This is a genomic window from Cupriavidus sp. IK-TO18 (genome assembly GCF_015549295.1).
Taxonomy (GTDB): Bacteria; Pseudomonadota; Gammaproteobacteria; order Burkholderiales; family Burkholderiaceae; genus Cupriavidus; species Cupriavidus oxalaticus_A.
Genome location: NZ_JADGMP010000025.1, coordinates 66,638 through 88,226 on the forward strand (window position 1 = coordinate 66,638; position 21,589 = coordinate 88,226).

Here is a 21,589-nt window from a genome sequence, read left to right on the forward strand (position 1 = left end):
TTAGTCTAGTAATCCCGGGTTGGGCGCTGTCTCTCATTTCACGACATTCATGTCTCATTTCGTGACAGAATGCCGAGGCATTCGGGTTTCCCCGGAACGAATGGATCCGGGCTACACCGGGTGAAGGAGAGGCAATGAGCACATTGATTCGCACTGGCGTGCTGACCCACTATTTCAAGGTTGCGAAGCAACTGGACCTTGAACCGCGGCCGTTGCTGCGCAAGCTGGGGTTGAGCAGCGAGATGCTTGCAGACCCGGAACACTGGATTTCCGGAAGTGCCGCCGTAACCTTGCTGGAAGAGTCAGCGCGACTCACGCAATGCCCGACGTTCGGGCTGCGTATGGCCGACCTGTGGCAGCTGTCCGACCTCGGCGTCGTCAGCGTATTGCTCACGCATCAAAGAACGCTGCGCGACGCGCTTGGAACCATGGTTCAGTATCGCCACCTGATGAATGAATTCCTGGTCATCCGTATTGAGGAGACCGGCAGGAAGGTCATCGTGCGTGAGGACGTCGTCGCGGATGAGGCCGGGCCGACCATGCAGTCCGTCGAGCTGGCACTGGGCACACTGTCACGCATGTGCAGCACACTGATCGGCACGTCCTGGCATCCCCTCAGCGTCCATTTCACTCATGACGCTCCCGATGATCTGCGGCTGCACCGCCGCATCTTCGGGGGGAAGCTGGAGTTTGCAAGCGCTTTCAATGGCTTGATCTGCCGCGCTGCCGACCTGGACTTGCCCAACCCGATTGCCGACCCGGTCATGGCACGCCATGCGCAACGCCTGCTTGCAGGCCTGCCGGGCGCCAACGAGCCATCGATTGTGCTCGAGGTGCGCAAGGCCATCTATCTGATGCTTCCGGCCGGACGCGCGACGATCGAGCAGGTTGCTCAGGGCCTGGGGATGAACGTGCGTACACTGCAGCGCCAACTCGAAGGCGCTGGAAAGGTCTTCTCAGACATGGTCAATGGCGTACGGCGCGATCTCGTTACCCACTATATGGACAACAGAAGTTACTCGCTTGGACGCATTGCCGAATCGCTTGGCTACTCTGCTTATGGCTCGTTCGTCCGCTGGTTCACGGCGCAGTTCGGCATGACGCCGACGCAGTGGCGCAGCACGAAGCTGCGAAGCTTGAGATGAGCCGCGTGCCTATGCGGCTTTATTCGCCACTCCGACGCCGGTCTCTCAACTAACGGTGGCGATCATGTTCGCCGGCATCTTCTCGTGTTCCTGCACGCGGCCCGAAGGCCCCCATTGGGCTTTCCCTAACTGTCCCGAAATGTCAAGTATTTGCCCCCGAATGTTAAGAGGCTTTGCATCGACCGCTCATACTTCTCGCACGACTTCCGTCGTCAATGGCACCCATTTCGAGCCCACACCCATAACGGGGAGACATCTATGCAAATCCGCCCTGCCCTGAACTGCGTGCGCCGCGCCGCCGTTTGCGCTGTCCTGGCCCTGTCCATGCCCGTCGCCATGGCATGGACCAACAAGCCGGTCCGGGTACTGATCCCTGCGCCTGCCGGCGGCACCATGGATGTGCTGGCACGCGTGCTGTCCGAAGCGCTCACGGCGGAACTCGGCCAGCCCGTGTTGGTCGATAACAAGCCGGGCGCCGGCGGCAGCATTGCGATCAACACCATGCTGGCGGCGCCGGCTGACGGGCAGACCATCCTGGTGTCGACCACCAACGTGCTCACGGAAATCCCGCATGTGATGAAGACGTCCTTCGATCCAATAAAGGACGTGAAGCCCGTGGCCGCAGTGGCCAGGTCGACCCTCGTGCTGGTCGGGTCGACGAGCCTGCCGCCCAAGGACCTGCCAGGCCTGGTCAGCTATGCGAAGGCCCATTCGGGCCAGCTCAGTTTTGCTTCCTACAGCGCAGGCACGGTCGCCCACTATGCCGGTCTGATCATGAACCAGAAAGCTGGCATGGATCTGCAGCACGTGCCTTTTGCCGGCTCTCCGCCGGCGCTGACACAGGTCATGGGCGGACAGATCGCCGTGATGTACGACGGGATGGTGACCTCGCTGCCGATGATCAAGGCCGGCAAGCTGCAGGCCTATGCCCTGGCCGCGAAACAGCGTTCGCCGCTGCTGCCACAGGTCCCGACCTTTGCCGAGCTGGGCTATCCGGACATTGACTTCAACAACTGGGCGGGCGTGTTCGTATCGTCCAGGGTGCCGTCAGACGTGGTCCAGAAGATCCAGGCTGCCGTCTACAAGGCAGCCTCGACGTCCAAGGTGCAGGACCGGATTCTCGGGCTCGGCTTCGAGACCGTGCCAGCGCAAACCCTGGCTCAGCTTGGTCAGGCCTTGCGCGCCGAATACGATCGCAATGCCGCCATCGTGAAGGCCAATAACATCCAGCCCTGACTGTCAGCGGCTCTGGCGGCGTTGGCTGTTTCCTTCCTGCCGGAGCTTTAGGCCATCGCGACGATCGGCGCGATTCTTCAACCTTCGCCGATCGCTCCCTCCTCCCCGATCTCCATCGACACCCGCTTGCGCAATGTCCCCGGCGGTCACGGCAAAGACCCCTATCATCAATCGCCAGGCCGACCGTCTGCCTAGAATCGGCACACATACCTCACGGCACAGCGCACCGCGCACCGCCGCCCCTCACTCCGCCGAACCTTGCAGGAGCTTGCTTTGCCTCTCACCCATGCCCTGGACTATGCCGACACCCCCGAAGAGGTGGGGCTGTCCGCGCGGCGGCTGCAGTCGATCTCGTTGGTGATCAATGCGGATGTCGACCGGCGCAAGATCCCGGGCGCTGTCGTGCTTGTTGCGCGCAAAGGCCGCATCGCCTGGTTCGATGCGTTTGGCTTCGAGCATGCGGATACCCCGTCGCGTCCGATGCAGCGCAATTCGGTCTTCCGCATTGCAGCGATGACGCGGCCCGTCGTCGGCGTGGCGGCGCTGATATTGATGGAAGAGGGCCGGCTGGCCCTGAACGACCCGGTCGAACGCTACATCCCCGAGTTCGCCCGCCTACAGGTCGGCGTCGAGTCGGCCGATGCGAACACCGGGGAGCGCCGCCTTGCGCTCGAACCCATGCGCCGCGCCATGAACGTTCACGACCTGTTCCGGCACACCTCCGGTCTGACATACGGGCAATTCGGCGATTCGCTGGTGCAGCGCCAGTATCGCGATAGCGGCCTGATGGATCCCGGACAGACCAATGCCGAGATGGTCGCGAAGCTGGCGGCCATCCCGCTGCAATGCCAGCCGGGCGAGGTGTTCGAATATGGCATGTCCACCGACGTGCTTGGCCGCATTGTCGAGATCGTCTCGGGCATGGACCTCGCTCGCTTCGTCGCGGAGCGCGTGGCGCGGCCACTGCGCATGCATGCAACAGGCTTCCGGTTGATCAGGCAGGACGGCGCGGGCCTGGCGCTGCCCTCCGGCGCATCCGGCAAATCCACCGCCCTGTTCGACTACGACGAGCAGGACCCGCCTCGCTGGCATTCCGGGGGCGCCGGCCTGCTGTCCACGGCCGGCGACTACGCGCGGTTCTGCCAGATGCTGCTCAACGGCGGTGTGCTCGATGACGTGCGCCTGCTCTCCAGGAAGACCGTCGAATTGATGCTTGGCAACCACCTGCCCTGGTCCACGCGCTTTGGCAATTCGACAACAGGGCTCGGCATCAACGCACCATTGCCCGAACTCGGCCAGGGCCATGGCCTGACAGTGGGTGTGCGCACCGCGCGGGGGTTGAGCCCGGTGCCGGGTTCGGTCGGCGATTTCTACTGGGGCGGCGCGCTCGGGACCTATTTCTGGGCGGATCCGCAAGAGCAGCTGCTCGCCATCCTGATGCTTCAGGAAAACGACCTGGCGACGCGCGTCGGATACCGGTCCCTGTTACGCAACATCGTATACGGCGCGCTGGAAGACTGAGCAGCGAGCGCATTGCGGCGACCGGCAGTGCGGCCCGCGCACACACGGCGCCAGGCACGAATTACGGAGGAGCAAGCATGAAGACAATGAACCGGCGCTGGATCCTCAGGCAGCGCCCCGTCGGCGATATCGGCGACAACGATCTGCAGCTCGTGGAAGCGCCGCTGCCACAACCGCGGGACGGCGAGATCCTGGTGCGCAACATCTATCTCATGGTGGCGCCGACCAACCGCGTCTGGATGAGCGATATCGACCAGTACATGGCCCCGGTGGCGCTTGGCGAGGTGATGCGCGGCGTCACCATGGGCGTGGTCGTGGAGTCCCATCACCCGGACTTCAAGCCTGGCGACATTGTCGAAGGCGGCATGGCGTGGGAAGAGTATTCGGTAACAAGAACTGCCCGGCGCGTCCCGGTGGAGTACGGCCTGCCCCTGCATGCCTATGCGAGCGTGCTGGGCAGCTCCGGCATGACGGCCTATTTCGGCATGCTCGACATTGCCAGGCCCAAGGCTGGCGAAACCATTGTGGTGTCGGCCGCCGCAGGCGGCGTCGGCTCGATCGCCGGCCAGATCGGCAAGATACTCGGCTGCCGGGTGGTGGGCGTTGCGGGCGGCCAGGGCAAATGCCGGTTCGTCATGGATGAGTTTGGCCTGGATGCCTGTATCGACTACAAGGCGGGCAACGTGCTTGCCGACCTTCGCGCCGCCTGCCCGGACGGCATCGACATCGATTTCGAGAACGTGGGCGGGGACACCATGGACGCCGTGCTGGCACTGATCAACCCGGGTGCCCGTATCGCGCTATGCGGAATGATCTCGACTTACAACGCGAGCGGTGACTGGTGGAGCCCGAAGATGTTCCGCAACGTCATCATGAAACGCGCCCGCATCGAAGGGTTCCTCATTTCGGACTACCGGCCGAGGTCCCACGAAGCCGTGGAAGCCATGGCGAAATGGGTCAGGGACGGCCAGCTCAAGTACCGGGTCGACGTCATTGAGGGCATCGAGCAGGCGCCCGCCGCCCTGAACCGCCTGTTTACCGGCAAGAACATCGGCAAGCAGCTTGTCCGCCTTGCCCCCGAATCCGTCATCGGCTGAATGCCGCGGCCCCTCAGTCCTTACTTGCGACATCCATGATTCATCCTGACATCGACAGCTACGAATCCCTGCCGGACGCGCGACCCCGCCTTCAGGACTTTCAGGGCAAGACGGCAATCATCACGGGCGCCGCGTCCGGCATCGGCCTCGCACTGGCCGATACACTGGCGGCGCGCGGTGCCGACCTTGCGCTGGCCGACATCGACGCGCACGGACTTGACGCTGCACGCGAGCGGCTCGCATCGACCGGCAGGCGCATCTGCACGCGCGTACTGGATGTTTCCTCCGACGCGGACGTGCGCGATGCGGCGGCGGAGTTCGCGGCAAAACTGGGGCGCATCCACCTGGTCTTCAACAATGCCGGCATCGATATGAGCGGCGAACTGGCATCGCTGTCCGAGCAGGACTGGACACGCGCGTTCGGCATCAACGTGTTTGGCGTGATTCACGGCATCCGTCACTTCCTGCCGCTGCTGCGGCGGCACGGCGAGCCAGCCCATTTCGTCGCAACGGCGTCAGGCGCTGGCTTCTGGGTGAACGGCAACTTTCCGATGGGAGCGTACGCAGCCACCAAATACAGCGTCGTGGCCCTCTGCGAGGCACTAGAGCAGGAGCTCGACGGCACCGGCATTGGCGTCTCGGTGCTTTGTCCGGGTCCGGTGAAGACCCTCATCGCCGCACGCTCAAGCCATGCCAGCGAATCGTTCAAGGCCAGTATTGCCGCTGGCACGGCGCCGGAACTGGTGGCCAGCCAGGCACTGGAGGCCATTCGCGCGGGCGAGTTCTATATCTTCACGCCGACACGCATGCGGCCGCGGCTGGAAGCGCGATTCGCGCGGATTCTCGGCGCACTGGAGCGCGCACCTGCCATCGCCACCGGAGCGCCCCCGGCATGATCCATCCAGCCGCGCTTCGACGGTGAGGCGCAGGTCTGGTCCGCGGAAGATGCGGTGCTGCAGGCAGCGGCGTGCTCGCCGCTCTTGCGCGAATCAGTCAAGGCACGGGTGGCCTGGGCAATTCGGTTCTAGACGCGCTGCTCCGTGCTTGCCGCCACCAGCACTTGCCGTGCAACGGGCCCGGCCGACTGCGCGCCATCGCTGCGCCATGCACTGGGGCTGCAGCCAAAATGATCGCGGAACCAGCGCGAGAACGCGCTCTGCATCGAAAACCCGAGCAACACGGCCACGTAGCTGACCGGGCGTTCCGCATGCCGGAGATACTGCACCGCCAGCGAGGCCCGGACCTCATCGAGAATGCTGCTGAAGGTCGAGCCTTCCTGCAGCAGCTTGCGGTGGACCGTGCGCCGGTCGACACCAAGCTGGCTGGCGACGCGCTCCACACTGCAGTTTCCCGAAGGGAGCAAGGACAGCACCATGCGCCGGACTTTTTCGGTCATGGACAGGGCCGCACGCGCAGTCAGCGAGTCCAGATAGGCATGCGCGTACTGCGCCAGCTCCGGGCGCGCGGAGCACGGCACTGCCTCCATGTCCTTCAGATCGCAGACAATGCCGGTAAAGTCGCAACCGAAATCCACCGGCCGGCCGAACACGCGCGCGTGCGATGCCGGATTGCTTGGGGCGCCATGCGAAAGGCAGATACGGCGCGCGCGCCACCGTGGACCGATCAGTTCCTGGAGCATCCGGTAAAGCGAAAGCACTACCATTTCGTCGGCCTGGCGTGTCGGCCCGGAATGCTCGACCATCAGCGACACGCGGATGACAAGAGCGCCCTCCCGTTCCTCCACGCCGAGGAACAGAGCCTCGCTGTGCAGCGTGATGTAGCGCACCATCGCACCAAGCGCATCGCGCAGCGTCCGCGAATCACGCACGGCCATGCCGAGGGGCCCGAGAACCGATAGTTGACGGCCCTCCCCCATGCGCAGGCCGAAGTCTTCGGCATCGGAGGCTGCGGCGGTCATTTCGAGAAGCCGGCAGACTGCGCTGGCGCAGACCAGGTTGTCGCCGGCGTCCAGGCAGCTTGGCGGCAGCCCCACTTTTGCCAGGATTTGCAGTGGATCCACCCCAACCGAGCGGGCCACCTCGGTATAGCGCGTCAGCGTGGCACTGCGGACCAAACGGCTCATGGGCCTCCTTGCACGGGCAGCGGCTGCAAGGCCATTGCAGCGGCGGTTGTCGCGGGAACTGTGTCTGCGCCGGGTCTGTCGCCCACCTTGGCGTCAGGCGCGGCGCATCAGGCTGTAGCTCTGCGCGCTGGGGCCGAAATCGGGCATGCCGGCCAGGAACAGGGCAAGCGGGACGACGTCCGCGGGATCCTTGAACCATTCGCCGGGCGGCACGGCAACGTCGCGCGTCATGTCGGTCCTGACCGGCCCCGGTATCAGCTCATTGACGCTGATGTTGTCCTCCTGGAGCTCCAACGCCAGCGACTGGGTAAGCATCCACAGGCCGCTCTTGGAGCACGAGTAGGCCGAAAAGCCCGCGTTGGGCCGCTTGCGCTGGCCGGAACCGATCATGATGATCTTGCCGGTGCCGCGGCGCCGCAGGTGGGGAATGGCGGCATGGGCAGTGTGGTAGGCACCGGTCAGGTTGATATCGATGGTCTTGCGCCAGAGCGCGGGATCGCCGTCAGCGATCCTGCGCTGCTCGAGCGCGACACCGGCATTGGCCACGACGATATCGACACCGCCAAAGGTATCGCTGGCGCGCCGGAACAGGCTCGCGACGGTCTCGTAGTCCGCCACGTCTACGGTCTGGGCAATGGCCCGGCCACCCGCTTCGCGGATCAGCGCGGCTGTCTGCCCGATGTCGGCCTCGCTGCGGGCGCTGCATACCACCGCAGCACCGGCGCTGGCATAGGCCAGTGCAATGGTGCGTCCGATGCCGCGGCCCGCGCCGGTGATCACGGCAACTTTGTCCTTGAGCAGGTTGGGGTCGATCTGGCTCATTGTCAGTCTCTCAGTCTCGCTTTGCGGAAGCAGAAGGGTCGATGCAAGTATCGAAGAACCGCCGCGCGATGCATTGACATTCCGGGGCAGCGACTTTACATTTTGGGGCACCTTGGGGGAACTCCTATGTCGACGCTGCTGCAACACGTGAACCTGACGGAGTTTGTCGACGTGGCCCGCCAACTCGGCCTGGATCCCTACCGCCAACTCCGGCAGGCGGGTATCAGCCCGACGGCCCTGGTGGACCCGGAAATGCGGGTGCCGGCGAAGTCGGTCACGCAGTTGCTGGAAGATTCGGCGCAGCTTGCCGGCCTGGAAGATCTTGGGCTACGCGTGGCGGAAGCCCGTCAACTGACAACACAGGGCCCCCTGTGGACGGTGATGCGCGAGGGCGCCACGCTGCGCAATGCGCTGGATGCGATGGCGCGCTATCTGCATTTGCTCAACGAAGGTATCGATTTGCGCATCGAGACGGTCGGGGACGCCGCGCTTGTCAGGCTTGAACTCCTCGTGTCCGTGGAAGGTTCTATGCGGCAATCGACGGAATTCGTCATTTGCCTCTGGTTCCGGTTGTTCAAGCTGCTTGCCGGGTCGGCATGGAAGCCACGCAGCGTCTGCTTCAGCCACGCCGCGCCAGCCAGCCTTGCCACGCATCGGCGCGTGTTCGGTGTACCGGTGCGATTCCGCCAGGATTTCGATGGCATCGTGCTGGCTGCCTCCGATCTCGACGTGGCTGGCGCAGCCTCGGATCCGGCGCTGGGCCGGCATGCGCGCGAATTCCTGGATATCAAGCTGGCGCAATCCGGCTCCACCATGCCCGACAAGGTACGGAAGCTGGTATTCGCGCTGTTGCCAGCCGGCGAGTGCGGGGCCGAACAGGTGGCCCGGCAGCTTGGCATCGACCGCAAGACGATGCATCGCCATCTGGCTGCCTATGGACAGAACTACCTGGCCGTCGTCGATGCAGTCAGGGTCGATCTCGTCACGAGGTACGTGAAGAACAGCGAACGACCGCTGTCGGAGGTTGCGATCCTGATGGGCTTTTCCTCGCTCAGTGCCTTCTCCCGGTGGTTCTCCATGCGCTTCGGCTGCAGCGTGTCGGCGTGGCGCCGTCAACCACCGGCACCGGAAAATACGCGCTAGTGCTGCGCAGTGGCATCAGGTGCGCCGCGGCTGGCATGCGTCCGGGTCGAAACGGAACACGAGGTGTATTCGATGCAAATCATGGACGCGTGCGCGCTGGAGCAAGGGCGTGTACTGGTCGGGGTGCCGACATGAGCCACCTTTGTCCCGATGCCGACGTCGTCACGTGCCGCCACCTGCTGGTCCCGCTCGACGAAACGGATGGCCGTGTACGCGTTGACCCAAAGCGACCAGGGGGCGACGTGTTCATGGCACGATCGCCCCAAAGCCATTGAAGGAAATCGGAGAGATCATGGACCTGAAGTTAGAAGGCAAGCGTGCAATCGTGACCGGCGGCAGCCGCGGCATTGGCAAGACGATTGCCCTTCAGCTCGCGCAGGAAGGGGTGGACGTCGTGCTCGCCGCTCGCGCGAAAGAAGCGCTGGAAGCGACCGCCGCGGAACTTGCGGCGCTGACCGGCCGCCGCATTGTGCCGCTCACGGTCGACACCGCCGACAAGGCTTCCGTCGACGCCATGGTGGCGCGGGCCATTGAAGCCCTGGGCGGCATCGATATCCTGATCAATGCTGCGGCCATGCCGGGCGGCATTTCGCCAGCCACGCGGCTCGACGAGATCGTCGATGCGCAAGCGCTCGAAGACATCGACATCAAGGTCATCGGCTACCTTCGCACCGCGCGGGCGCTGGCCCCGCATCTCGCCGCGAATGGCTGGGGCCGCATCATCAATATCGGTGGCCTGGCGATTTACCACACGGGCCGGCCCGTCGCCACACTGCGCAACGTCGGCGTGGCGGCCATCACCAAGAACCTTGCTGACGAACTTGGCCCGAAAGGCATCAATGTCACGGCGGTCCATCCCGGGCCAACGCGCACCGAGAAGACCGACGCGGCAACCGAGGCATGGGCGGCGACCAGGAGTTCCCTTGGCCGCATGGTCGATGCCAGCGAGGTCGCTTGCGTGGTGACCTTCCTCGCCTCGCCATTGAGCGTGGCAATCAACGGTGAGGCCATCGCAGTCGGCGGCGGGACGCCGGGCATCATCCACTACTGACTTCGCCGCCATCGGCGGGTTGACCTGCGGGCCCCTGGACGAAGCGGGGCCCGCGGCTTGCTGCCGGCCTCAGTGGCTGTTGCCTTCCTGGAGCCGCTGGCGCAACACCGCACGCAGATCCTCGCCGTAGCCGGTAAGGGTGCCGCCGTCCACCGCCAGCATCTGGCCCGTGATCATGTCCGCGCGCTCGCTGGCGAGAAAGGACACCGCTTCACCGATCTCCGAGGGCTCGCAGAACCGGCCCAGCGGTACCGTGCGCCGGATCAGGGCCTCGCGCTTTTCGGGGCTTGCGTATGCTTCGATCGCAGGCGTCCGGATGCCGCCGGGACATACCGCATTGACGTTGATGCGCTGGTCGGCCAACTCCCATGCAAGATGCTGGGTCAGTCCCGTTACCGCATGCTTGGAGGCGGTGTAATCGACGCTGCTGAAGTACGCCATGCGAATGCCGGCGATCGAATCGATATTGACGATCTTGCCCTTCCCCTGCGCCCTCATTGCCGGGATGACCGCCTGGCAGCAGAACAGGATGCCCTTGGCATTCACCCCCATCACGCGGTCCCAGTTCTCCTCGGTCACGTCGCAGACCAGGGCGGAGGCCCCACCCACGCCGGCATTGTTGACCAGGATGTCGATGGCACCGAACGCCTCGAGGGTCTGGGTGGCCATGGCTTGCGCTTCGGCCTTCTTGCTGACGTCGGCGCGGATGGCAATGGCACGCTTTCCCTCCGGATCGAGGCTGGAAGCGACGCGCCGGGCCGCCTCAAGGTTCAGGTCAACCACGGCGATCCTGGCCCCTTCCCGCGCCAGCACGTGCGCGATGCCTTCGCCGCCACCCTGGCCAGCCCCGGTGATGATGGCTACTTTGTCCTTCAGTTCCAATGTCGTCTCCTTGCGAAGCTGCGCCGGATCCATGCCCTGCGCGTGCCGCGCGTGTTGTGGGTCGGGCCGCCGCTAGTGGCGGCCGGATACAGTTCGTGATGCCGCCGCATCACGTCCCGAAAGCCCGCGAGATCCCAGTCCCGCGCCAGCGCAGCGACACGTTCGAAACTGGCAAGTACGTCGGCTCGCTGCTTGTCTTGCTCATGGGTCTCCTTCTGCGGATTCGGATGGGAAATTCCATGCCGGCCGGAAGATGGCTAGTCAGGCGGAGGGCGCAACGAGACGCGCCATCGCATGCAAGCCCAGCAAGTATCCAGGGATGACGACCACTTGAGTTGACAATCCGGGGCACAGGATTGACAGTTTGGGGCAGGGCAAGTGATGGGATGTGTCCCATGACCAGGACATCGGCCCCCTGCTCCCCATATGCGGAAAAAGAAGCGCCGGTCGCCGCAACGGCGGACCAGCGATTCCAAGCAGGGTAGTTGTCACGGCGATAGAAGTCCAGACGACAAGACCTGATCCCTATGTGGTCAATAATGGCAAGACGCGCACGGTGTTTTCCGCCCTGGTCAGTGATGCATGCCGCCCCTAAGTGCTCCCTTAGGTAGGCAGATTGCCCTCGCCAAAGCCCGACGGACATCGGGCTGAACGTTGCTCCATTGCCTTGCACCGCTCAGGTCAGGCACTCGCCGCTGTCGCGCGCCTCGCCGCGCGCGCCGTCGGTGAAGCCGTCGCGCGAGCTGATGCGGGCGCCATCGGTGTAAGGATCAGGCTTGCGCATGCCGTCCCGGTGCGGATCAAAGCCACGGACCGCGCACACGAACCTGCCCTGATATGCGACGACGGGCAGCATGGTGGCCTCGCTGGCCAGACCGCGCGCGCCCTCGGTAAAGACGTCGCGCTGGCCGCTGTGTTCCGGCGTGGCAACGATCAGTGCATCAGCGTATGAACCGGCGTGGGCGGTCTGGCTGAGCCCGGCGGCAAGTGCGGCAGTGGCAAGCAGGGTCTTGGCGAGTTTCTTATGCATTGCTATCTCCAACAGGGGTGCCGGCGGCGTTGCCGCGACGGCACTCTTCTACAGGCGATCACAGGGAACGTCGCGGGCCGCACGGGATCGCCTCTGCCGTGCAAGCCGTTGCCTGGCGCGGGCCGGCTGCCATCTCGTGGCAGCGGCGTTGCGCCGGAATCATGGATCAGTTAGTACGCATGCGCGGGGAAAGGCGGGCCCTTCCTCGGGGCGCTAGCTTGTTGTGTCAGGCAGGCCTGATGTTCTGGTTCACGCGGAACAGGTTGGCCGGGTCGTATTTGCGCTTGATCTGCGCCAGCCGCGCATAGTTGTCGCGATAGGACGCCCTCACGTTGTCATCGCCCTCATCCATCATCATGTTGATATAGCCGCCGCCAGCAGAGTACGGATGCAGCGCCAGCCAGTAGTCCTTCGCCCACTGCACGATGCGATCGTTGTTGGCCGGGTCGGGATCCACGCCGACAATCACGCTGGCAAAGTTGGCATCGCGGTAGCTGAAGGCCGTGTCGCCGCAACCGGCACGATGCGCGGCACCATTGATCGGATACAGGTGCATGGTCGAGTGCATCGACGGCAACTGCTGCGCGTACTTGATGTGCAGATCGATGGCTTTGTCGCTCAGGTCGCTGACGAAGTCGGCTTTCCAGTACCACTGCAAGCCAGCCGGATACAGTCCATCGAACAGGCTCTGCAGGACAGGCCAGGGGATTGGGCCGGCGAAGTCCACCGCTGGCGGCATGACCTCGCGAATCGCACGGAAATGCGTTTCGGCCTGGTCGAGCGGCCCGGTGTAGCACCACACCACGGCACACATCTTCTGCAGGTGGACTTCCTCCGGGAAAGGCGCCGCCGGCGGCACGGTGACGAAACCGAACCAGCCGTTGATGTGCTGCGGCGCGCTCAGGATGAAGTCGCGCCACCATGTCATCAGCTCGCGTGCCTGCTCCATCGGCCACAGCATCGGGCCGCCATAGACCGTCGCAACGGGATGCGCCTTGAACTCGAACGATGTCACCGCGCCAAAGTTGCCACCGCCACCGCGCAACGCCCAGAACAGGTCGGCATTTTCCTCTTCGCTTGCGGTGACGACGCGCCCGTCGGCCAGCACAACCTCGGCGCTGAGCAGATTGTCGATCGTCAGGCCGTAGGCGCGGCTGAGGTAGCCGATGCCGCCACCGAGCGTCAGTCCACCTACACCGGTGGTCGAGATAAAACCACTCGGCGTTGCCAGCCCATAGGCACTGGCGGCGTGATCCACGTCGCCCCAGGTGCAGCCACCGCCAACCCGCAACGTCTTGCGTGCGGCGTCGACAAGCACGCCCTTCATTGGCGACAGGTCGATCACCAGTCCACCATCGCAGGTGCCCAGCCCGGCGCCATTGTGCGCGCCGCCACGCACGGCCAGCAGCATCCGGCCGTCGCGCGCGGCGTTGACCGCTGCGATGACGTCCGCCACATCGACGCAGCGCGCGATGATCGCGGGATGCTTGTCGATCATGCCGTTGTACACGGCGCGCGCCTGGTCGTAAGCCGCCTCACCCGGCTGAATCAGCTGTCCCCGGAAATGCGCCTTGAGTGCGGTTGCGACGGGTTCGCTCAATGAAGCTGCCATGGTTGCCTCCTGTCCGGCTGGTATGCAGGAGTTTTAGCAACCCGGGCGTTTCGAAAGCGTTAGGTGAGCCGTTACATGGGGGATCCTGCCGCTCCACCGGCGCGCGGTGGCCGAGCCGGAACTAACGCGCGAGTAACGCCCGCGCGCTGACGATGTCGGGCTGATCGAAGCCCTCGGTGCATCGCGCAAGCGGCGCCTCGACCACCTTATGCGGATCGACGCGCCCCTGCGAGGTTCGCAGCGTTGCCCACGACAGGGCTGCACGCAGTTCCAGCGGCAGCGCGCGTTGGGCTGTGGCGATCTCGATCGCCTGCATCAGCGAAGACTCGGCTGCGGCAAGATCGGCACTGCTGCGCAGCAACAATTCACCGCGCAGACGGTGCAGTTCGGCATCCATCCAGTGCTCGCCCGTGCGCCCGGCGCATTCGAGCGCCTGGTCAAGGGCCGCCAACGCAGCCTCGGTCTCGCCTGCGTCGCCCAGGCATTCAGCCAGCATGGCCAGGTAGAGCGGCAGGCGCAGGCGTGCACCCGTCGCGTGAAAATCCTCGATCGCCGCCTGCATCGACGCCACCGCGTCGGCGCCAGGAGACTGTTTCGCATTGGCCCAGGCGAGCAGCATGCCTGACCACGCGAGGTAGTAGCCAACGTGGTACTGGTCGGCAATCTCGTGCGCCTGGCGGGCATAGCGCAGCGTGAGACCGTGCTCACGTCGCAGCGCATGCTGCGTCGCGAGGTATGACAGCGCGAGCGCCTGGGAGAACGGGTGCGCTACCCGGTTCGCCGCCCCCAGCGCTTCGTGTCCACGCTGAAGGGCCTGATCGGCAAGCCCGCCGAACCACAATGCGTGCGCCGACCACGCTGCGGCCAGCACGCCGAAGTTACCGCCCATCAGGGACGTATGCTCCGCGTGCTGGGTTTCGTCATAAGCGCGGTGCGCACGTTGATATGCGGGCTCGGCGGCCATCCAGTCGCCTTGCTGGACCAGGCTACCCATGACGTTGGTCCATGCCATCACCGAGTAAGTATCGGAGCCCAGCGGCCCCAACCTCGCAATCAGTTCCTCGCTCAGGCTGCGTGCCTGTGCAAGTTCCGCCCTCACCGCCAGAAAAAATGAAAGACTGACCTGGGCGCGTGCCTGCTGGCTGGTGTCACCCGCCAGCCGGCTCAGTTCCACCGCGCGTCGCAGCGGCGCCTCCAGTTCGGGGGCGGCCCAGCCCCGGGCGATGCGAATCGGTGGCGCAAGGTCGAGTTGCAGGGCCAGCGACTGACTGGCGCGCTCCTGCGGATCGGCAATCCGGTCCGCTTGCACCAGGCCGCGCATCAGCAATGCGATGGCATCGTCATAGGCATAAACACTTTGCGCAACGGCCGCCGCGCGCCGATAGAATGCCGCCGCCTCGGCTGGCAGGCCCGCCTGCGCATAGTGCCACGCGATCTGCGCGCTTGCCAAGTCGGGCCCATCGCCCGGCGCCTGCTCGAGCGCTCGCGCCACGCGCAAATGCAGGCGGCGGCGCTGCAGCGGGCTTACTTCGGCGTATGCCACGTCGCGGATCTTGTCATGGCTGAAGTCAAAAGCCAGGCCGCTACCGTCGGTCTGGCGCACGATGCGCCGCTGCCACAGCTCGTCCAGCGCCCCTGCCAGGGCAGCATCGCCGAGGTCGCTGGCCTGGGCAAGGATGTCGGTCGTGAATGCCCGTCCAATGATTGCGGCAACCCCGACGATATCGCGAGCGCCGGGGGAAAGCTGCGCCAGCCGGTTCGAGATGATGGTGTAAACCTTGGGCGGCAACTTCGACGCCATGCCGCCCTGTGCGTTCCCGACCGGCATCGAGTCGGAGCGAGCCCGCATCATTTCGATCGCAAACAGCGGGTTACCCTCGCTCTCCTTGAACAGCCGGGTTGCCTCCGCGTCGGCCAGTGGTCGGTTCAGGATCTGGGCTGCTACCTTTGCCGTTTCGGCGGCATCGAGTGTTGCCAATGAGATCTCGATGAGCTGATCGTCGCGGCGTAGTGCGTCCAGCAGCCGGTTCGAAGCGTGTCGCGGCATGATTTCCTCGGGGCGCGCCGTTGCGACCACCATCAGCTTTGCGGCCGCGTCGAAACGCATCAGGAAGCGCAGCCATTCGAGCGTCTCGCCGTCGCACCATTGCAGGTCGTCCAGCAGCAGCAACAACGGCCCGCAGGGCGCAAGCACCGCCCGTGCAAGCGCCTCGAAGAACCGCTGGCGCTGCCAGTATTCGGTAAGAGGCGACGGCGGCGACAGTCCGGATTGCTGCGTGAGCAGTTCGGGCAACAGGCGCGTGACTTCGGTCAGCCACACCCTGTCGAGCTTGCCGATTGCGCCACTCAGGCCAGGACTGCGCAGCCAGCCGGTCACCGGCGCAAACGCGAGCTGGCCCTCGGCCGCATAGGCGCGCGCATGCGCCACAGTGATGCCTTGCTCGGCCAGATGGACGAGCAATTCCTCCGCCAGGCGCGATTTGCCGATGCCGGCTTCGCCGAGGATCAGGACAAACTGCTTGTCCCCCAGCTGGGTGCGCTGCCAGACTTCAAGCAGCCGGCGCCATTCGTCATGCCGGCCGATCATTGGCAGCATCGCGTCCCGCGGGCGCTGGCGCTGCATTGAGGCGTCCTGCGCAGCCAGCCGTGCATAGGCCTCGCGCAGGGGCTCGCCCGGCAGGACGCTCAGTTCGCGAGCGAGCGTCTCCACACAGCTACGATAGGCGCGCATGGCCGATGCGTGATCGTGGTTCAGCGCATGCAGGCGCATCAGCGCCAGGCAGGTGGGTTCCCGGCACGGATCGAGCCGCTGCAACTGCTGTGTGTACTTCAACGCCTTGGCATAGTCTCGCCGCTCCTCACTCAGTTGACCGAGGCGCGCGAGCGCCGCGATGCACTGTTCGCGCAACCTTTCGCGCTCGGGATGGATCCACTCGTCATAGCAGTTGGCCAGCAGGTCACCGCGATAGAGATCCGCGGCATGCGTCAGCAGCGCTTCTTCAGCGCCTGCGTCGCCGTGCCTCAAGGCCCTTGCCGCAGCCGCAAGCGCGGACTGGAACTGCGCCACGTCGACGTCGAGCGCCGAATCGGGCAGCCATCGCACCGATTGCGCATCGGCATGGATAAACTGATCAGCCTCCGGCCAGGCCTTGCGCAGCTGAAACAGCAGTTGACGCAGGGCGTTGCGCGCCTGCGTCTGCGAGGAATCAGGCCAGAACAGTAAGGCGAGCTGCTGCCGCGTCAGCGGTGCGTCACGATGCAGGACAAGGCAGGCGAGCAGCGACTGCAAGCGGGGCGCGTTTGCGCTAAACCGGGGCGCGTCAGCGCCGTCGAGCTGGAACTCGCCAAACAAATGGACGGAGAAGCGGGCCTGGGCAGTCATGCTGGAGCGCAATGCGGCACATAGCGATGGGGAACTCCTGCAGGCGGCTTGCGGTGCGCACTGCGGTAGCGCTCGTGCGGAACTCTCCAACGCCCCCAGCCTGCGCGAGCGTCATTCGTGACTATACTCGCGTTGGTGCGTCCCATCCGGGCAACAGCGGGACAAGCAGTTCACTCCCTCCCCCCGCCGTTCAGCCCCTCTTCCCTGAAGAAATCGCGTATGGGGCCATCAGGCAGCCAGTCAAAATCGCGCATGACGCGCAGACGGATCCGATCACCTGGCAGGACAGTAATCAGGCACTGCCGGAGCATGCTGCCTTCAGCCGGGTCGTCGGAGCATAAGCAACCGGTTTCTACTGCTTAATTTTCTGGTGATCGGTAGTGCTGAACGAAGCGCCTAAACAAGCCTTGGGCGAATGGGGTCTCGCCCAGCTTTCTTGGTTCATCGTAGATGATTCATTACGCGGAACCGGTATTGGCCGGCAGCTCATGGCAAGCGCAATGCGATTCACCGCTCCACCGACAGTGGTGCCGGTCTCGTGCCAGGCGTTTCGCTTGCTTCGGACGGCTACATGCGCCCACAGTTCCCGAGCGATTTCAACAAATTTCCGTCATCCCTCTTGCATACGCGGCCGCTTTTGCTATTCTTCGCCGGTGCGCCACATCCAAAAATTGCTGTCAGGCGCGCATAAATCTACCAAGACACGACTATGGCCACGAAAGCGAAACCCGTAGCAAAGACTGCAACGAAGACCGCAGCGAAAAAAGCTGCCCCGGCTAAGAAGGCTGCGACAGCAAAGCCGGCCGCTCCTGCCAAGAAGCCTGCTGCAGCGGCCCCGGTCGCAAAGCCGCTGAAGGACACCTTCAACAAATCGAGCCTCCTTGCCCACCTGGTCGCCCAGACCGAACTGGACAAAAAGACCGTCCAAACCGTTCTGGCCCACCTGGAAAACACCATGGTGAGCGCAATCCACAAGAAGGGCGCTGGCGAATTCACCTTCCCCGGCCTGTTCAAGGTCTCGGCTATCCAGGTCCCGGCCACGAAGAAGCGCTTCGGCAAGAATCCGTTCACGGGCCAGGAGCAGTGGTTCGCCGCCAAGCCGGCCAGCGTGAAGGTGAAGGTTCGCGCAATGAAAAAGCTGAAGGACGCTGCAGCGTAATCGTGACGGCTCCACAAGCAGAAAAAAAGCCCCATCGGGGCTTTTTTTACTGAGAATGGCGTAAGAACGCCGCAGTGCGGGCACTGCTGCCCACAGCTACGGCCCAAAGCCGCGCGACCACTTGTAGATGTCATAAGCAGTGATCGAACCTTCCCCGATATCAGTCTCGGCAATCCAGTTCGCCGGGAAGCCCAATCGTCACCGCTCGTCCGTCGGACATGGCGTCTATTCCTTGGCGATTGGCTACCACGTCAGTCTGTTCGCCTGCCTTCACGCGAAGTACGCCGGTAGCCCCAACGACGACACTACTTTGACTGATGCGGGAGAGGTATCGGCCACCTGACTAGCCGCCGGATCGCTTCGCGGACAGCACAGTTAGAAAGATCGCGTTCACCTTCCCGTGAATTTCGCTGGGCGACGCTCAATAAAATGTGCGACGCCCTCGGTGAAATCTTCGCTCTGGATGCTGTCGAACATTTCTGCGTTGGCCATGCGCGTGGCGTCGGCCAGCGACTGGAAGGGTTGCTCCCACAACTGCCGCTTCATCACCCGGATGGAACGTGGCGAGACGTTCTGGGCAAGATCGTCGGCATAGTGGAGCGTCTGCGCCATCAGCGCATCCGGATCAAACACACGGTCCACCAGCCCGATCCGCAAGGCTTCTTCCCCCAGCACCTTGCGCGCGGAATACAGCAGGTCGGCTGCATGGCCGGGGCCCACCACGCGCGGCAGCAGCCACGAGATACCGTGTTCGGCAATCAGGCCCCGGCGAGAGAAAGCGGTGCTGAACGCGGCGCTGCTACTGGCAAAGCGCATGTCACTGTATAGGGCAAATACCAGGCCCAACCCGGCAGCTGCGCCATTAATGGCAGAAATCACCGGCTTTCGCATCGCAGGGAAATAACCATATCGGGTCTGGTAATCGGCTCGCCGGTTCATGTCAAACGGCCGCATCCATTGCTCGGCGCGGATGTCGCCCGGCGGGAGCACTTCAAGTTCATTGATGTCCATCCCTGCGCAGAAGCCCTTCCCTGCGCCGGTCAGCACCACCACACGGACGTTATCGTCGCGGTCAGCCGCTTCCATCGTGTCGCGTAGTTCCGCCTCCATGACCTTGGTCAGCGCGTTGAGCTTGTCGGGGCGGTTCATCGTGACGACGGCAATGTGCTCGCTCTTGCCGGCGCGAGTAACGGTAATCTGGCTTTCCATGTCGTGTTCCTGTCAATACATTGCTTGTGGATTACGGAAGCTGAATCGATTTCGGCTCCAGGAACTCTTCGAGCCCATAGACGCCCCCTTCTCGCCCGACACCGGACATGCCAAAGCCCCCGAACGGCGCCGCTGGGTTAAACCGCGCGCCATTGACGTCGACCTGCCCTGCCCGCAGGTCATTGGCCACAGTCATACCCGTGGCGTCGTCCGCGGCCCAGACCGCCGCCGCCAGTCCATAGGGTGTGGCGTTGGCTAAGGTGACGCCCTCGTCAACCGTCTCATAGGTCAATACCGCAAGCACCGGACCGAAGATCTCCTCGTTTGCCAGGCGGCTGTCGGAAGCAACGTTGCCGAAGATTGTCGGGGCAACGAAATAGCCTGCGTCCGGCACCGGTGCGTCAAGTCCGCCAGCGATGAGATCGAACCCTGCTTGCTGTGCCTCCGCAATATGCGCCCGCACGCGGTCACGTTGCTGCGCCGACAACAAGGGGCCGATGCGCGTATCCGGATCGGCTGGATCACCAAGCCGCATCGCTGCCGCCGCATCGGCAAGCAACTGCCTGCAAAGCGCGTAGTCCTCACGCGCAACAATCAGCCGGGTTGTCGCACTGCAGGTCTGTCCCGAGTTGAGAAAGCAAGAACTGACAGTCGCCTTGACCGCCTTCGCCAGGTCAGCGCCAGGAAGCACCACGGCTGCGGACTTGCCGCCAAGTTCCATCGACAGGCGCTTCATATCACGGGCAGCCAGCGCGGCCACCTTGCGTCCCACCGCCGTGGAGCCTGTGAACGACACCATCTGGACATCGGGGTGCGACACCAGCGCCTCACCAGCAACCGCACCACCCGAAACAATGTTGAGGACGCCAGCGGGCAGCTTTGCCGCTTCGCAGGCGGCGATCAGTCGCCCGGTCACCGATGGTGCCAACTCCGACGGCTTGAGCACGACCGTGCAGCCAGCCAGTAATGCTGGTGCCAGCTTGGCAGTAATCTGGTGCAGGGGGTAGTTCCATGGCGTAATCGCCGCCACCACGCCGACAGGGGTCATCGTGACACGCGAATTGCCGACCGTGCTGACAAACGAAAACGTCTCCGCTAGCGCCGCCGTGGCGCGCCACGCGGCGATCGGCGCGTCGACCTGGATCCGCCGAGACAGCTTGAGCGGCATGCCGACTTCACGGGAGATGTCGTGCGCGAGCTCTGCGGCGGACGTTTCCAATACGTCGGCCAGTGCTCGCAGATACGATGCCCGCAGTGTTGCACCGATGCCATGCCAAGCCGGCAGTGCCCTCCTGGCCGCCGCGACCGCCTCAGCAACGTCATCGGTATCGCCAAGACGAACCTCGACCAAAGGAGTTTCGGTCGCGGCATCGCAGACCAGAATCGTTTCGTTGCTGCGGATCGGGGTGCGCTCACCGCCAATATAGTGTTCGGACAACTGTTTCACTGTGATTCCCTTGAGTTACGTTTGCCCAGGAATCCGGCCATCACGCGCTGCGGCTCACCATCGGCGTAGCACTCCAGCTGCGCCCGAATCCCGGCGATGCAAGCTTCGTCAAAACCCGGTTGCGTCATCGCCCGGAAACGTTGCTTGGACAGGCGCATGGCCGTCGGCGGCAATGCACCGAGCGACCGGGCGCGGGCAACGGCCGTCGCCATGAGGTCCGATTCACTGCTAAGTCCGGTCACCAGCCCGACATCGAAGGCTCGCTGGCCGCTGATCAATTCGCCGGACAGCGACATCTGTACGTTGTGGGTGTGCCCGACGTGCAGCGTCATCAGGTACGAACCGACGATGCTTGCCAGTCCTGCCTTCACTTCAGGCTGGCCCCAGCGGCTATCCGGCGTGGCCAAGCGCCAATCAGCGCACAGGGCGAGTTGAAAACCCGCTCCCGCGGCCACGCCGCGTACGGCGGCCACGCAGGGCTTATCGAGGTCGCGCACGGCCTGGTACATGGCCCGTTGCCGGTTCAGCCAGGGCACGATTTGCTGCCATGTCACGCCTGCCGCTTCTTCAAGATCCTGCCCGGCGCAGAATGCGCGCTCCCCGGCACCGTTCAGCACGATGGCGCGCACGGCGGGGTCCGCATTGAGGCGGCTTAGCGCGTCAATCAACTGGCCTCGCAGGACATCGTTGACCGCATTCATTCGCGCGGGGCGGTCAAGTGTGACGATGCTGATGTCGCGATCCTGTTCAATCCGTATGGCTTCCACGTT

Annotated in this window: 17 protein-coding genes and 1 pseudogene; 8 read left to right on the top strand and 10 right to left on the bottom strand. The window is 64.1% G+C overall.

Annotated features, from left to right (window positions below; genetic code table 11):
• Nucleotides 1-134 precede the first annotated feature (134 nt).
• The 5 genes from IPF36_RS18140 (at nucleotide 135) to IPF36_RS18160 (ending at nucleotide 5,895) form a co-directional block, all read left to right on the top strand.
• Nucleotides 135-1,145, top strand: coding sequence for an AraC family transcriptional regulator (locus IPF36_RS18140; protein ID WP_195429428.1), 1,011 nt, complete (start codon nucleotides 135-137; stop codon nucleotides 1,143-1,145).
• Between the two features lie 258 nt (nucleotides 1,146-1,403).
• Entirely contained in the window at nucleotides 1,404-2,381 is a 978-nt protein-coding gene (locus IPF36_RS18145) for a tripartite tricarboxylate transporter substrate binding protein (protein WP_195429430.1), read from the top strand.
• A gap of 258 nt (nucleotides 2,382-2,639) precedes the next feature.
• Nucleotides 2,640-3,902, top strand: coding sequence for a serine hydrolase (locus IPF36_RS18150; protein ID WP_243737079.1), 1,263 nt, complete (start codon nucleotides 2,640-2,642; stop codon nucleotides 3,900-3,902).
• 77 nt (nucleotides 3,903-3,979) lie between these two features.
• Entirely contained in the window at nucleotides 3,980-4,999 is a 1,020-nt protein-coding gene (locus IPF36_RS18155) for an NADP-dependent oxidoreductase (protein ID WP_195429432.1), read from the top strand.
• A gap of 35 nt (nucleotides 5,000-5,034) precedes the next feature.
• A complete protein-coding gene (locus tag IPF36_RS18160; RefSeq protein ID WP_133098078.1) occupies nucleotides 5,035-5,895 on the top strand; it encodes an SDR family oxidoreductase in 861 nt (286 codons plus the stop codon).
• 128 nt (nucleotides 5,896-6,023) lie between these two features.
• Here IPF36_RS18160 and IPF36_RS18165 read toward each other — a convergent pair whose 3' ends face one another.
• Both IPF36_RS18165 and IPF36_RS18170 read right to left on the bottom strand, forming a co-directional pair.
• Complete coding sequence (locus IPF36_RS18165) at nucleotides 6,024-7,082, bottom strand: AraC family transcriptional regulator (protein WP_195429434.1); 1,059 nt, start codon at nucleotides 7,080-7,082, stop codon at nucleotides 6,024-6,026.
• Between the two features lie 93 nt (nucleotides 7,083-7,175).
• Nucleotides 7,176-7,904, bottom strand: a complete 729-nt coding sequence (locus tag IPF36_RS18170) for an SDR family NAD(P)-dependent oxidoreductase (RefSeq protein WP_133098076.1) — start codon at nucleotides 7,902-7,904, stop codon at nucleotides 7,176-7,178.
• A gap of 126 nt (nucleotides 7,905-8,030) precedes the next feature.
• On the opposite strand from IPF36_RS18170, the gene IPF36_RS18175 reads away from it, so the two are divergent.
• Together IPF36_RS18175 and IPF36_RS18180 are read left to right on the top strand one after the other, a co-directional pair.
• Nucleotides 8,031-9,047, top strand: a complete 1,017-nt coding sequence (locus tag IPF36_RS18175; RefSeq protein ID WP_133098075.1) for an AraC family transcriptional regulator — start codon at nucleotides 8,031-8,033, stop codon at nucleotides 9,045-9,047.
• Nucleotides 9,048-9,339: 292 nt separating this feature from the next.
• Entirely contained in the window at nucleotides 9,340-10,098 is a 759-nt protein-coding gene (locus tag IPF36_RS18180) for an SDR family NAD(P)-dependent oxidoreductase (protein ID WP_195429436.1), read from the top strand.
• A 69-nt stretch (nucleotides 10,099-10,167) separates the two neighbouring features.
• Here IPF36_RS18180 and IPF36_RS18185 read toward each other — a convergent pair whose 3' ends face one another.
• The 5 genes and pseudogenes from IPF36_RS18185 to IPF36_RS34730 form a co-directional block, all read right to left on the bottom strand.
• Nucleotides 10,168-10,980, bottom strand: coding sequence for an SDR family NAD(P)-dependent oxidoreductase (locus IPF36_RS18185; protein ID WP_133098109.1), 813 nt, complete (start codon nucleotides 10,978-10,980; stop codon nucleotides 10,168-10,170).
• A 676-nt stretch (nucleotides 10,981-11,656) separates the two neighbouring features.
• The gene (locus tag IPF36_RS18190; protein WP_195429438.1) at nucleotides 11,657-12,010 is read right to left on the bottom strand and encodes a hypothetical protein; all 354 of its coding nucleotides are present in this window, start codon (nucleotides 12,008-12,010) and stop codon (nucleotides 11,657-11,659) included.
• A 226-nt stretch (nucleotides 12,011-12,236) separates the two neighbouring features.
• Nucleotides 12,237-13,622 (bottom strand): FAD-binding oxidoreductase, encoded by a 1,386-nt coding sequence (locus IPF36_RS18195; RefSeq protein WP_195429440.1) that lies wholly within the window; start codon nucleotides 13,620-13,622, stop codon nucleotides 12,237-12,239.
• A gap of 121 nt (nucleotides 13,623-13,743) precedes the next feature.
• On the bottom strand, nucleotides 13,744-17,004 hold the full coding sequence (locus IPF36_RS18200; RefSeq protein WP_195429442.1) for an AAA family ATPase: 3,261 nt from the start codon (nucleotides 17,002-17,004) through the stop codon (nucleotides 13,744-13,746).
• A gap of 206 nt (nucleotides 17,005-17,210) precedes the next feature.
• A pseudogene (locus IPF36_RS34730) lies at nucleotides 17,211-17,300 on the bottom strand (transcriptional regulator); the annotation flags it as partial.
• A gap of 413 nt (nucleotides 17,301-17,713) precedes the next feature.
• Here IPF36_RS34730 and IPF36_RS18205 point away from each other — a divergent pair.
• Nucleotides 17,714-18,163 (top strand): HU family DNA-binding protein, encoded by a 450-nt coding sequence (locus IPF36_RS18205; RefSeq protein WP_133098069.1) that lies wholly within the window; start codon nucleotides 17,714-17,716, stop codon nucleotides 18,161-18,163.
• Between the two features lie 390 nt (nucleotides 18,164-18,553).
• Here the strand turns inward: IPF36_RS18205 and IPF36_RS18210 are convergent, their stop codons facing one another.
• From IPF36_RS18210 to IPF36_RS18220, 3 genes are read right to left on the bottom strand one after another with little or no spacing between them, the layout of a single operon-like run.
• A complete protein-coding gene (locus IPF36_RS18210; protein WP_195429444.1) occupies nucleotides 18,554-19,372 on the bottom strand; it encodes an enoyl-CoA hydratase in 819 nt (272 codons plus the stop codon).
• Between the two features lie 31 nt (nucleotides 19,373-19,403).
• On the bottom strand, nucleotides 19,404-20,819 hold the full coding sequence (locus IPF36_RS18215) for an aldehyde dehydrogenase family protein (RefSeq protein WP_133098067.1): 1,416 nt from the start codon (nucleotides 20,817-20,819) through the stop codon (nucleotides 19,404-19,406).
• Entirely contained in the window at nucleotides 20,816-21,586 is a 771-nt protein-coding gene (locus IPF36_RS18220; protein WP_133098066.1) for an enoyl-CoA hydratase/isomerase family protein, read from the bottom strand. Before IPF36_RS18220 ends, IPF36_RS18215 begins: the two co-directional genes overlap by 4 nt.
• Between the last annotated feature and the right edge of the window lie 3 nt (nucleotides 21,587-21,589).